Origin of the sequence: Leucobacter sp. Psy1, assembly GCF_020096995.1 — a bacterium.
GTDB lineage: Bacteria > Actinomycetota > Actinomycetes > Actinomycetales > Microbacteriaceae > Leucobacter.
In genome coordinates this window covers 1,340,488-1,352,376 of the sequence record NZ_CP083692.1, presented here as the reverse complement: position 1 = coordinate 1,352,376, position 11,889 = coordinate 1,340,488, and the positions used below count along the sequence as shown (strand labels likewise).

Annotated in this window: 13 protein-coding genes and 1 riboswitch; of the genes, 6 read left to right on the top strand and 7 right to left on the bottom strand. The window is 69.9% G+C overall.

Features of this window, described 5'->3' with window-relative positions; translation table 11 throughout:
* Window positions 1–26: 26 nt before the first annotated feature.
* Window positions 27–1,604, bottom strand: a complete 1,578-nt coding sequence (locus K8P10_RS06370) for an aminotransferase class I/II-fold pyridoxal phosphate-dependent enzyme (RefSeq protein ID WP_224780963.1) — start codon at window positions 1,602–1,604, stop codon at window positions 27–29.
* A 118-nt stretch (window positions 1,605–1,722) separates the two neighbouring features.
* Between K8P10_RS06370 and K8P10_RS06365 the strand changes: the two genes are divergently transcribed.
* Window positions 1,723–2,655 (top strand): LysR family transcriptional regulator, encoded by a 933-nt coding sequence (locus K8P10_RS06365; RefSeq protein WP_224780962.1) that lies wholly within the window; start codon window positions 1,723–1,725, stop codon window positions 2,653–2,655.
* A 29-nt stretch (window positions 2,656–2,684) separates the two neighbouring features.
* Here K8P10_RS06365 and K8P10_RS06360 read toward each other — a convergent pair whose 3' ends face one another.
* The gene (locus tag K8P10_RS06360; protein ID WP_224780961.1) at window positions 2,685–4,163 is read right to left on the bottom strand and encodes an MDR family MFS transporter; all 1,479 of its coding nucleotides are present in this window, start codon (window positions 4,161–4,163) and stop codon (window positions 2,685–2,687) included.
* 66 nt (window positions 4,164–4,229) lie between these two features.
* On the opposite strand from K8P10_RS06360, the gene K8P10_RS06355 reads away from it, so the two are divergent.
* The gene (locus K8P10_RS06355) at window positions 4,230–4,511 is read left to right on the top strand and encodes a GNAT family N-acetyltransferase (RefSeq protein WP_224780960.1); all 282 of its coding nucleotides are present in this window, start codon (window positions 4,230–4,232) and stop codon (window positions 4,509–4,511) included.
* A gap of 9 nt (window positions 4,512–4,520) precedes the next feature.
* Here K8P10_RS06355 and K8P10_RS06350 read toward each other — a convergent pair whose 3' ends face one another.
* The gene (locus K8P10_RS06350; protein ID WP_224780959.1) at window positions 4,521–5,171 is read right to left on the bottom strand and encodes an asparagine synthase; all 651 of its coding nucleotides are present in this window, start codon (window positions 5,169–5,171) and stop codon (window positions 4,521–4,523) included.
* An 85-nt stretch (window positions 5,172–5,256) separates the two neighbouring features.
* A riboswitch (guanidine-III (ykkC-III) riboswitch) is annotated at window positions 5,257–5,320 on the top strand.
* Window positions 5,321–5,331: 11 nt separating this feature from the next.
* On the opposite strand from K8P10_RS06350, the gene K8P10_RS06345 reads away from it, so the two are divergent.
* Together K8P10_RS06345 and K8P10_RS06340 are read left to right on the top strand one after the other, a co-directional pair.
* Entirely contained in the window at window positions 5,332–5,652 is a 321-nt protein-coding gene (locus K8P10_RS06345; RefSeq protein WP_224780958.1) for a multidrug efflux SMR transporter, read from the top strand.
* A 2-nt stretch (window positions 5,653–5,654) separates the two neighbouring features.
* Window positions 5,655–6,023, top strand: coding sequence for a multidrug efflux SMR transporter (locus K8P10_RS06340; protein WP_224780957.1), 369 nt, complete (start codon window positions 5,655–5,657; stop codon window positions 6,021–6,023).
* On the opposite strand, the gene K8P10_RS06335 is transcribed toward K8P10_RS06340, so the two are convergent.
* Window positions 6,024–6,746, bottom strand: coding sequence for a metal-dependent transcriptional regulator (locus K8P10_RS06335; RefSeq protein ID WP_224780956.1), 723 nt, complete (start codon window positions 6,744–6,746; stop codon window positions 6,024–6,026).
* The gene (locus K8P10_RS06330; RefSeq protein ID WP_224780955.1) at window positions 6,743–8,215 is read right to left on the bottom strand and encodes a PLP-dependent aminotransferase family protein; all 1,473 of its coding nucleotides are present in this window, start codon (window positions 8,213–8,215) and stop codon (window positions 6,743–6,745) included. The genes K8P10_RS06335 and K8P10_RS06330 overlap by 4 nt, the downstream gene beginning before the upstream one ends.
* Window positions 8,216–8,310: 95 nt before the next feature.
* On the opposite strand from K8P10_RS06330, the gene pdxS reads away from it, so the two are divergent.
* Together pdxS and pdxT are read left to right on the top strand one after the other, a co-directional pair.
* Window positions 8,311–9,219, top strand: a complete 909-nt coding sequence (gene pdxS / locus K8P10_RS06325; protein WP_224780954.1) for a pyridoxal 5'-phosphate synthase lyase subunit PdxS — start codon at window positions 8,311–8,313, stop codon at window positions 9,217–9,219.
* Window positions 9,216–9,917, top strand: coding sequence for a pyridoxal 5'-phosphate synthase glutaminase subunit PdxT (pdxT, locus tag K8P10_RS06320; RefSeq protein ID WP_224780953.1), 702 nt, complete (start codon window positions 9,216–9,218; stop codon window positions 9,915–9,917). Before pdxS ends, pdxT begins: the two co-directional genes overlap by 4 nt.
* Here the strand turns inward: pdxT and K8P10_RS06315 are convergent.
* Both K8P10_RS06315 and K8P10_RS06310 read right to left on the bottom strand, forming a co-directional pair.
* A complete protein-coding gene (locus tag K8P10_RS06315; protein WP_224781226.1) occupies window positions 9,871–10,656 on the bottom strand; it encodes a site-specific DNA-methyltransferase in 786 nt (261 codons plus the stop codon). The genes pdxT and K8P10_RS06315 overlap by 47 nt on opposite strands.
* 91 nt (window positions 10,657–10,747) lie before the next feature.
* Window positions 10,748–11,875: an enoyl-CoA hydratase/isomerase family protein gene (locus K8P10_RS06310; protein ID WP_224780952.1), complete on the bottom strand. Its 1,128-nt coding sequence runs from the start codon at window positions 11,873–11,875 to the stop codon at window positions 10,748–10,750.
* Between the last annotated feature and the right edge of the window lie 14 nt (window positions 11,876–11,889).

The following is an 11,889-nucleotide window of genomic DNA, read 5'->3' as shown; positions in this document are numbered from 1 at the left end:
GATGGCGACGACAACATCGTAGTGCGTCAGGCGCGGTCGTTCTTCACGACGCGGAAGCGCGAAACGGTGCCGTCCGCGGCACCGCGGACGTAGCCGGTGGGCGAGGCTGCGACAGCCTGGAGGAACGCAACGGTTTCCGCCGTGATCTCCTCACCGGGGATCACGTTGGGAATACCTGGCGGGTAGGCCGCGAGCGTGTCCGAGGAGACCCGTCCGACGGCTTCGGCAGCGGGAACGAGCTCGGTCTCCCCCAGGAACCCCTCGCTCGGGAGCATGCGCAGCTCCCCCGGAGCAGGCAGCGCAGGAAAGGCATCGTCTTCGGCGTTCGCTGCGCGCTCGAAGACCGCGGCCTCAGACTCGACGGCCTCGACCAACGCACGGTAGACCCGGTCGTAGTCGGGCACCTTGCCCGCGCCAATGACGGCGACGACCGAGGTTGCGGTGGCCATCTCGAAGTAGATGTCGTGCTCGGCGACCATCTGACGGCGCATCCAGTGCCCCGTAACGCCGCTCGCCGAGACGTCGATCGGCACCCGCAGCAGATCGGTGTCGACGATGTCGTCGAACTGACCGAAGACGTCACTCACCACACCGAAGCGCGGATCCTCGCGCAAACGCTGACGGAACTCCCTGGCTGCATCGATCGAGCGACCGATCTCCTCCTCACCCGTGGCGAGGGCGTGCCGCGCAATGTCGAGGGAGCCGCTGAGGAGCGCGCTCGTCGACGTCGACGCCGTCATGGTGAAAGCCCGCTCGATGAGCGGCTCGAGACGATCGGCGAACGGCCCGTCGCCGAGGTGGAGCATGGCCGACTGCGTCAACGAGCCGCCGAGCTTGTGCGTGCTCGAGATGACGAGGTCGGCACCCAGCCGGGCCGGCGACTCGGGAAGATCGGGGTGGAAGCCGAAATGCGGGCCCCAGGCGCCGTCGACCACCAGGGGCGCGCCGTGCGCATGGGCGATGTCGGCGAGCCCGCGGACATCCGAGACCGACCCGAAGTAGCTCGGCGAGATCACGTAGACGGCGGCTGCCGGACGCCCCTGCTCCTCCGCCTCGCGCAGCGCCGTCTCGAGGCTCTCGGGCGAGACGCCGTGCGCCATGCCGTGGACATGGTCGACCGAGGGCTGCACGAACGACGGGATCAGCCCGGAGACGAGCACGCCGTCGCTGAAGCTCGAGTGGGCACTCCGCTGCGAGAGCACGTTCCGGCCGAGCCCGCGGATCGCGAGGGCCGCCGTGCGATTCGCCTGCGACGCCCCGTTGGTGAGGAACCAGGTGCGCCTGGCACCCCAGGCTTCGGCTGCGAGCTGCAGGGAGCGTGTCAGCGGCGGATCCTCACCGAGGTCGATGCCCTCGATGAGCATCGGGACGTCGAGCTGCAGCGTCCGCTCGCCCATGAAGTCGGCGAGCTTGCGGCTGAGCCCGTCGGCATCGCCGCCGTGCCCCGGCACCATCAGGTGGACCGGCCGCTGATCGACGAACGCCTGCAGGGCGTCGGCGTATGGCGTTTCCTCCTGAGACAACGCAGGAGTATCGGCCGTCACTCGTGCTTCGCGCGTATCGGCGAGCGTGTGGGCAGCATCGGGGACGTCGGCTTCGAGCATGGGTCAATGTTCCCGCAGGCGCGGACCGCACGGAACCCCGAGCTTTCTCCCGGCCACCATATACTCTCTGTAGCTGCCGGAAACATCGTGGTCCGGGCAACAGAGACAGGAGGATGCCGTGATCGATCTGCGTCAGCTCGAGGCGCTCCGCGCCGTGGACGCCGCCGGCTCCGTGGCCGGCGCTGCACGCGCACTCTCCTGGAGCCAGCCGACTGTGGACTACCACCTCGCGAATCTCGAGCGGCTCGTTGGCGCACCGCTGCTGTCACGAACGTCACGAGGGAGCACGCTCACGCCGCTCGGCGGATTCGTCCTCGAGCGCGTGCTCGAGATCCTCGCCCTCTCGGAGCGCGCGCTCGAGGACGCGCGCAGCTACGCCGTCTCGGGGCACGCGAGACTCCGGTTCGGCACCTTCCCCACCGCAGCGGCGCGCCTCCTCCCCGACGTCGTGCACGCGCTCGGGGATCGCGGGCTCTCGCTCGACGTCACGCTGGCCGAGGTGGCACCGCTCGTCGCACACCTCAACCAGAGCGAGCTCGATGCCGCCCTGCTCTATTCGGTGCCCGGCTACGAACTCCCCCTCAGACAGGGGGTGGAGACGATCGAGCTCTGGCAGGATCCCCTCTACCTCGCGCTTCCCGACCAGCACCGGCTCGCCGGCCGCGACGCGATCGATCGAACCGAGCTCGTGAGCCTCGCCGATGAGCGCTGGCTGCTCGGCGCAACCCGGCAGGATCCCATGGACACCGTGATCGTCGACGCGTTCGCCGAGGCCGGACGCACCATCGACGTCTCGATGCGCACCGACGACTTCTCGGTCATGCTCGGTATGATCGCCGCCGGCATGGTCATCGGTCTCGTCTCCAGGCTCGCGCGAGAATCCGAGGCGCCTGGCGTCTCGCTCGTGCCGATCGACGATCCCGTCTTCACGCGCACCCTGCTCCTCGCGACGCCGCGCGAGGCGAACCCCCGGCTCCCCCCGACGGCCATGCGGCACGTGACCGACGCGGTGCAGGAAGCGCTCGGGCGCCTCGCCGCATCGGAGCGCTGAACTCCGGTGCGACGAGGCACGACGCACGGTCAGGCGATGCGGCGGGGTTCCTCGCGAATGAACACCGCGAGCGCGATCGACGCCGTCGCAGCGATCCCGCCGACCATGAACGCGGCGCGCGTTCCCGCCGCCAGGTCATGCGGATTGACAGCTTCAGGAGACCCGGCCGCCGCCGTGGAGACGAGCGTCATGATCGTTACGAACAGGGCCGTTCCAGCGGCACCGCCCACCTGCTGCACCGTCGAGATCGTGGCGCTGCCATATGACGCGAGGTGCGGGGGCAGCGAACCGAGGGCGACCGAGAACAGCGGCGTGAAGGTTCCGGCCAGCCCGACGCTCAGCAGGAGGTGGGTCGCGAGCACCTGCCAGATCGACGTCTCGTCACCCAGCAGCGTCATCGCCCAGAGCGCGAGCGCCGTGAGCACGGTGCCTGGCAGCAGCATCGAGCGAGCACCGCGGGCGTCCACGGCACGGCCGACCACCGGGCCGAGCAGACCCATGAGCAATCCGCCGGGGAGCAGCATGAGCCCGGTCTCGAGCGTTGCATACCCGAGCACGTTCTGCATGTAGATCGGAAGCAGGATCAGCGTGCCGAACAGGGCGATCGAGCAGAACGCGAAGAGGATCGTCGACAGGGCGAAGGGGCGCGTGCGGAACGTGCGGAGGTCGAGCAGCGCCCGATCCTCGCGCTGCAGACGCAGCTGACGCCAGATGAACAGCGCGAGGGCGACCGCTCCCGCGACCACCGGAACCCACGGCGGCACGAGCTCATCGGCGCTGGCGGCCTCGCCGACGAGGCTGAGCCCGTACACCAGGCCACCGAAGGCGACCACCGAGAGCACGACCGACAGCGCATCGATGCGAGCGCGACGCTGCGTACCCACGTTGGGCATCCGCACCATGCCGGCGACGAGCGCGAACACGGCGATCGGCAGCACGAGGATGAACATCCAGCGCCACGTCAGCCACTGCAGGATGAGTCCCGAAATGGTCGGTCCGAGCGCAGGGGCGACTGAGATGACGATCGCGATCCGCCCCATGAGCTGTCCGCGCTGACGCTCGGGCACGAGCGTCACCACCGTGGTCATCAGCAACGGCATCATGATCGCCGTTCCACTCGCCTGCACCGCTCGGGCCACGACGAGCACGCCGAAGCCCGGCGCGACCGCGGCAACGAGCGTGCCGAGCGTGAACAGCGACATCGCAGCGATGAAGAGGGTGCGGGTCCGGTAGCGCTGGATGAGCATGCCCGTGATGGGGATCACCACGCTCATCGTCAGCAGGAACACCGTCGTCAGCCACTGCGCCGCGGCCGCCGTGATGTCGAGGTCCGTCATGAGATGCGGCAGCGCCACGCCCATGATCGTCTCGTTCAGGATCACGACGAACGCGGATCCGAGCAGCAGCCAGATCGCCAACTTCTCGGCAGCGCCGAACTGCGGCGCGTCCGTCGACTCGGGGAGGTCGACGGGACCGGTGGAGGGCTGCGCGTTGGCGGGGGCAGACATGGTGGGGTCCTCTCGAGCAAAGATTTCAGTCTATCCCGGCTTCCGCTCCATCGCTAGGCTGACGGCATGAGCGAAGACATCGAGTTCATGCACGAGCCGGATCGGCACCGCTTCACGGCAGTGCGTGCGAGCGACGGGGAACGCGTCGGCGAAGCGCACTACCGGCTGCTCGGCGACGACGGGATCGATTTCGATCATACCCTGGTGCCGACCGCGTTGCGCGGACAGGGCATAGCATCGCGTCTCGTCCACGCGGCGGTGACGAGCGACCTCGCGCGCGAGCGCAGGATCGCGGCGTCGTGCCCATTCGTCGCCACCTACCTCAGGGAGCACCCCGACCTGGCGTGACGCTCCCGCTCACTCTGACTCGCGCTTCTTACCCCACTTGCGCGGCGACTTGCCGTTCTTCGGACTCTGCTGCTGCACAAGGGCGGTGAGGTCTCGCTCGATGAGCTGCTGGATCCGGTCATCTCGTGCGGCCTGGTACTCCGGGCTCGCTCCGCCGGCGTAATAGGGGTGCGAGGCGCGCTCTTTCAGCGAGTCACTGATCTCCGACCAGGCCGCCTCGCTCGCTCGCTCCACGATCTGCGCCACATAGGCGTCGTCTGCCGCCCGCTCCCGCAGCGCACTCGCGATCGTCTCGTAGACCTCGCGCCGGTGGCGGAGGGTCCGGTTGTCGTCGTTGCCGTACTCGGAGTCGCTCGACGCGCTCGAGCCGGTGTCGCGGATCTCACCGAGCATGCGGCCGATATGCTGCGCATCCTGATCCCGCTCGTCCGCGAGATCGGTGAGCGTGGTGCGGACCATGCCCGCGATCTGCTGCTCGTCGTAGTCGACGCCGCGCTTCAGCGCATTCATGATGACGGCGTTCTTGACGTTCATGCGAACGGCAACGTCATCGACCAGCAGTCCCTGCTCCACGATCTCCTCGACCGGAGCGAGTACTCGACGAGGCAAGCGACGTGGCGCACGACGTTTGCGGTCGCGCTTGAAGAACCTGCTGAACACTGCGCTCCCTCCGTCGTGACCTCTCCTCAGTCGATTATCCCCTACCGGACGCCGGCAGCGCACGTCCAGGTGTGAGAGACTGTCAGCAGTCCCGCGAAGGCGGGGCGCGGACGAGGGAGCAGTACCCGCCCAGCGACAAGACTGCCACGGGAGGTGGATCGTGTCGCTCGCATGGGTGATTCTCATCGCCAGCGGAATGCTCGAGGCCGTTTGGGCCACCGCGCTCGGCGCGTCGCAGGGCTTCCGGCGGCTCTGGCCGAGTGTGGTCTTCGTCATCTCGCTCGCGCTCAGCATGGCCGGACTCGCGGTGGCGATGCTCGAGATTCCCGTCGGAACGGCGTACGCCGTCTGGGTCGGTATCGGGGCGGTCCTCACTGCGGCGTGGGCGCTCGTCACGCGGAGGGAGCGCGCGACCGTCGTCAAGGTGTGCCTGCTCGTCGGCCTCATAGCCTGCGTCGTCGGCCTGAAGGCGGTGAGTTGAGCGTGGCGGGCACCCGGCACTGGATAGTCCTGCTCGCCAGCGCGTTCCTCGAGGCGACCTGGGCGATCGCGCTCGACGAGTCCCGCGGGTTCACGGTGCTCGGCCCGGCGATCGTCTTCGGGATCGCCCTGCCGCTCAGCATGCTCGGTCTGGGATACGCCATGCGCGCGATTCCGGTCAGCGTTGCCTACGCCATTTGGACCGGCCTCGGTGCTGCGCTCACCGTCGCCGTCTCGATGGCGCTCGGCACCGAACCCGTCTCGGCGCTCAAGATCCTGTTCCTCGCCGGCATCGTCGGGTGCGTGCTCGGGCTCAAGTTCGCGGGCGATGCGCCTCGGAAGTCGACGGATTCCGTGGCTGAAATCGCCTAGCTACACCGTGTCCCGCTCAGCGATGGGTGCGACCCAGATCGCTGCTGCCGCCGACGCCCCGAGGGTGACGGGCTCGGACCCTGCAGAGGGTCCGGCTCCCTGGCCGCTCGCATCCGCAACGGTGACCTCGACCGTCTCGGAGTACGGTGCGCTCTCGCCGATGTCCAATACCGCATCGACGACGAGCCCGCGGGTGGCGAAGTACTGGAGCATCTCGTTGTCGGCGTCGGAGATCCGCTCGATCCGCACCCGGCGGGGCGCAGGGACCTCGCCCAGCGGCACGGCGTCGGGTCGTCGCACCTCTCCGTCTCGCGTCGGGATGGGGTCGCCGTGCGGGTCGCGCGTGGGGTATCCGAGCGCGTGGTCGATGCGGTCCACCAGCTCGTCGGAGACGGCGTGCTCGAGCCGGTCGGCCTCGTCGTGCACTTCGTCCCACTGGTATCCGAGGTGGCGCACGAGGTAGGTCTCGAGCAGCCGGTGCCTGCGGGTCATGGAGATCGCGTACTCGCGCCCCTCGGCGGTGAGCGACACGTCGCCGTAGCGGGCGTGCCCGACCAGCCCCTGTTCCGCGAGCTTGCGCAGCGCGTCGGAGACGGTCGACAGCCGGACGCCGGCGCTCTCCGCGATCGCGGAGTTCGAGACGGGGGCGTCGTTCCACTCCTGCAGTCCCCAGATCACCTTGAGGTAGTTCTGCATGCTCGGGGTCAGGGTGTCAACGCTCACGAGTCCAGGCTACGGGACTCGGCGACGAGCATGGCCCGAAGCTCGGCGATCGACGCCCGGAACTCCCCCTCGTCAGGTCCGCCGGTCCCGAGCACGAGCCCCGCGCCCGCCGCGCCCCGGTGGTGCTGCCAGTAGTCACCGAGCGCCGCCACCCCGAGACCGGTCGGGAACTGCGACGTCGGTGCGGACGCGCGCGCGACGATCCTCCGCTCGGCATCGGCATCCGGGGCGCCGGTGAACTCGAGCACCGCGTTCAGTCCACCGCTCATCGGCCGCACACGGACGCCGGCGATCCCCGCGAGCGTGTCCGAGAGCTCGTCGCGTCGCGCACTCGTGCGGCGTCGCACGCGAGTGATGTTGCGGCGCAGCTCACCCGCCGCGAGGTACTCGGCGAGGGCGACCTGCACGACGCTCGAGACCGGAGCACCGAGATCCGCGCGGATCGGCTCGAGCAGCCCGCGCAGATTCGCAGGCGCGAGGAGGAACCCAGCCGACAGCGCGGGGCTCACGGTGCTCGAGAACGTGCCGAGTGTGACCACGGAGCCCGAGAGCGGATCGTCGAGCGCCGCGAGGGCGGGCAGCGGGCTCCCCGAGTACCTGAGTTCCGAGTCGTAATCGTCCTCGACGACCACGACGCCGGTGCGGCCGGCCCACTCGAGCAGCTCACGCCGGCGCTGGAGCGGCAGCGACCCGCCCGCCGGATACTGGTGACTCGGCGTGACGATCACCGCATCGAGCAGACCGGATGGCAGGTCCGCCGTGCGCAATCCGTCGCGGTCGACGGCGAGCGGCACGATCCGGGCCCCGTGCCGAGCGGCTACGCCGCGGAGCGACGGGTACCCGGGGTTTTCCACCCCGACGACGAGCCCGTGCCCCCTGGTCGTGCCGAGCGCGGTGAGCAGCAGCCCCAACCCCTCGCGGGCTCCCGCGGTGATGAGCACGTCATCCGCCGATCGCGCCGTTCCGCGCATGAGCCTCAGGTGCTCCGCGATCTCGTATCTGAGTCTCGGGTCGCCTGCGGGCGGCGATCCGGCCAGCGGGCGGCGCGCGGCTTCGCGCCAGGCAGCGCGCCAGGCAGGCCGGGTCGTCGCGTCGGAGAGCGGTGCGCCTGGCGCCAGGGGTGGTCGACGGCGAGTCGGTTCCGGATCCCGGAGCTCGCTCCCCCCGGCGACGCGTCGCGGGCCCGCCGAGCGCCCGAGATCCGGGTTCACGATGGTGCCGCGCCCGTGGCCGGCGCGGAGGTAACCCTCTGCGATGAGCTGCTCGTACGCGGCGACGACGACGCCGCGGGCGACCCCCGCGCGACGGGCGAGTTCCCGCGTCGGCGGCACGCTCTCGCCACCGCGAAGCGTGTCGCGGTCGATGGCGTCGCGGAGGCCGGCCGCGAGTTGCACGGGGAGCGTCGCCTCGGCCGTCCGATCGAGGTGGAGCGGAATCTCGCTCGGCCCGCTCGGCCCGGTTCTGCGCACAGGAGCATTCTGCCATGCGTCTCGCTTTTGGTCCACCTCACTCTGCAGTTCTTGGATCTTGATATGGACCAATGCGCTCCGCCAGGCTGATCCATATGACCTCAGCAACCGCTCACCACACCTCCGCAACCGGCTCCCCTCTCGTCAAGCGCGGTCTCGCCGACATGCTCAAGGGAGGCGTCATCATGGACGTCGTCACCCCCGAGCAAGCACGGATCGCCGAAGACGCGGGCGCCGTCGCCGTCATGGCGCTCGAGCGCGTCCCCGCAGACATCCGGGCGCAGGGCGGCGTGGCCCGCATGAGCGACCCCGACCTCATCGACGGCATCAAGGCCGCCGTCTCGATCCCCGTCATGGCGAAGGCCCGCATCGGGCACTTCGTCGAGGCGCAGGTGCTGGAAGCCCTCGAGGTGGACTACATCGACGAGTCCGAGGTCCTCTCCCCCGCTGACTACGTGAACCACATCGACAAGCAGGGTTTCACCGTCCCATTCGTGTGCGGGGCGACGAACCTCGGCGAAGCGCTCAGGCGCATCACGGAGGGCGCGGCGATGATCCGCTCCAAGGGCGAAGCCGGCACCGGAGACGTGTCGGAGGCGACGAAGCACATCCGCACCATCCGCGGTGAGATCAACCGTCTGCGCACGCTCACGGCAGACGAGCTCTACGTCGCCGCGAAGGAGCTGCAGGCCCCCGTCGATCTCGTGCGCGAGGTCGCCGAGACCGGCACCCTGCCCGTCGTGCTCTTCACCGCCGGCGGCGTGGCCACCCCGGCCGACGCCGCGATGATGATGCAGCTCGGCGCCGACGGCGTCTTCGTCGGCTCGGGCATCTTCAAGTCCGGCGCGCCGGAGAAGCGGGCCGCGGCGATCGTCGCCGCGACGGCGCAGTACGACGACCCCCGGGCGATCGCCGACGCTTCGCGCGGTCTCGGCGAGGCCATGGTCGGAATCAACGTGGCCGACCTCCCGGCACCGCACCGCCTCGCCGAGCGCGGCTGGTGAGGCTCGCCGGCGCCCCGACCGTCGGCGTACTCGCCCTCCAAGGTGGTGTCTCCGAGCACGCGAGCGTGCTCGAGGGGCTCGGCGCCAGGGTCGTGCTCGTACGCCGACCCGAGCACGCGGCGGGGCCCGACGGACCGCGCGTCGACGCGCTCGTGCTCCCTGGAGGCGAGTCCGGCGTGATCGACCGACTCTCACGCAGGCTCGGGATCGCCGACTCGCTGCGCGACCTCATCCTGGCCGGGATCCCGACCCTCGGCACCTGCGCCGGACTCATCCTCCTCGCCGAACGGGTCGCGGACCCCGCCCCCGGCCAGCAGTCCCTCCGGGTGCTCGACGTCACGGTGCGACGCAACGCCTTCGGCGCCCAGGTCGCGTCGCGGGAGGCAGAGTTTGTGCTCGCGCCCGGGACCGCCGACGCGGGATCCCAAACCGGAACCGAGCCCGGTACGACGGTGAGGGGAGCCCTCATCCGCGCCCCCGAGATCACGGCCGTGGGCGGGGCCGCCCGACCGATCGCGTACGTCGACGGCAGAGTCGTCGGCGCCGCCTCGACGACACTGCCCGTCACCGGTGTCGCCTTCCACCCCGAGGTGAGCCGCGACCCCGTGCTGCACCGCATGCTCCTCGATCAGATCGACGGCAGCGCCGCGGTCACGGCACGAATCGCACCCCGCGTCCATCGAACCGCTGACGCATGACCTCGACCGCTTCGGCGTTGTCGTCGACGAGCACCGAACGCCGCCCGAGATCGAGCGCCGCCGCACCGGCGGTCCCGCTGCCCGCGAAGGGATCGATCACGGCATCGCCGGGACGCGACGAGGCCTGGATCATTCGCCGCACAATGCCGACCGGTTTCTGCGTCGGGTAGCCCGTCCGCTCGGCCCCCGTCGGCGACACGATCGTGTGCCACCACGTGTCGGTCGGCAGCTTACCGCGCGCCGCCTTCTCTGGCGTTACGAGACCCGGCGCCATGTACGGCTCGCGATCGACCGCGTCGGCATCGAAGTAGTACCGCTCGGGGTCTTTGACGTAGACCAGGATGTTCTCGTGCTTCGTGGGCCAGCGATTCCGCGCGCGAGCGCCGTAGTCGTACGCCCAGATGATCTCGTTCAAGAAGCACTCCGGCCCGAAGAGTGCGTCCAGCAGCACCTTGGCGTAGTGGACCTCTCGATAGTCGAGGTGCAGGTAGAGCGTGCCGTCTGGCGCGAGCAGGCGCCATGTTTCGGCGAGCCTGGGCTCCAGGAAGTCCCAGTACGCGCCGAAGCGGTCGTCGTACGCGAGGGTCATCTGGCGCGTCACACGGTACCCGAGGCCGCGGAACCCGAGCCGGTTGCCGCCCTCGCTGAGCGGCACTCCGCGCACCCGCTCGGCCTGACGCAGGCGACCCGTGTTGAACGGCGGGTCCAGGTACGCGACCGTGAACGCGGCGCTCGGCATCGACCGCAGAATCGGCAAGTTATCGCCGAGGTAGACGGTCGCGGCCGCGTCGGGATCCCAGGGCGCTGTCACCCCTCGATCGTAGCGGCGTCTACGTGCGCGTCGCCCCGACGACCTCGACGTCGGACGGGGTGAGATCCTCGATCCGCGTCGGCTGCCAGCGCGGGCGGCGATCCTTGTCGATGACCTGAGCCCTGACGCCCTCGGCGAAGTTCGGGTGCGTCGCCAGCGCGGAGAGGACGCGAAGATCCTCGTCGAGCACGCGCCGCAGCACCGTACGCGACGGGTCGTCGCCGGTGCCCGTCTCGGCGTCGAGCGACCGCGTCTCGGCGATCCTCGCGATCGCGACCGCCACCGAGACCGGGCACATCGCCCGCACCGTCGCCGCGGTCTCGCCGGCTCGCGCATCATCCGACGACTCCAGTGCTTCGATGAGCGCTCCCGCGGCGGCGGCCGACTCGGCGGCCGCATCACCACCGGCGAGGGCGGCGTCCGCAATCGGGTCGAACCACTCGCGAGCCTCGAGCAGACCCGACTCCGGCGGCGCTTCTGCGAAGCGTCGCACCGTCTCTTGAACGGCATCGCGGGCATCGCCCTCTGCGGGAAGACTCTCGAGCGCCTCATACAGTTCGGGCAGGCGCTCCGATCGCACGAAGTGATCGGCGAACCCGAGTGCGAGCGCGTCGCCTGCGTCCATGGTGCCCGCCGTAATCGCGAGCAGTTCGCCGATGCGACCAGGTGCGCGCGCGAAAAGCACGTTGCCCCCGACATCCGGCACGATGCCGATGCGCACCTCGGGCATCGCCAGCACGCTCCGCTCCGTCACGATGCGCACGGCGGCGTGCGCAGTGAGCCCGAGGCCGCCGCCCATCGTGACGCCGTCCATGATGCCGACGACCGGAACGGGCGACGTGGCGATGCGGTGATCGACGTCGTACTCGGTCGACAGGATCTCGTGCGCGTCGCGAGCACCATCCGCCGACATCGCCTTGATGTCCCCGCCCCCGCAGAACCCGCGCTCGCCGGCCCCGTCGAGCAGAATGAGCCGCGACCCACCATCCACAGCCTCGGTCAGCGCCTGGTCGAGGAGCTGGAACATCTCCAGCGTGAGCGCGTTGATCGCGCGCGGCCGGTTGAGCGTCACGTGCAGGGCGGCTCCCGACCGGCGCGAGAGCACGGTCGGCTCGGGTGCGGCTGATGCGGCGGCGGTCTCGGTCACAGGGGCTCCTTCGG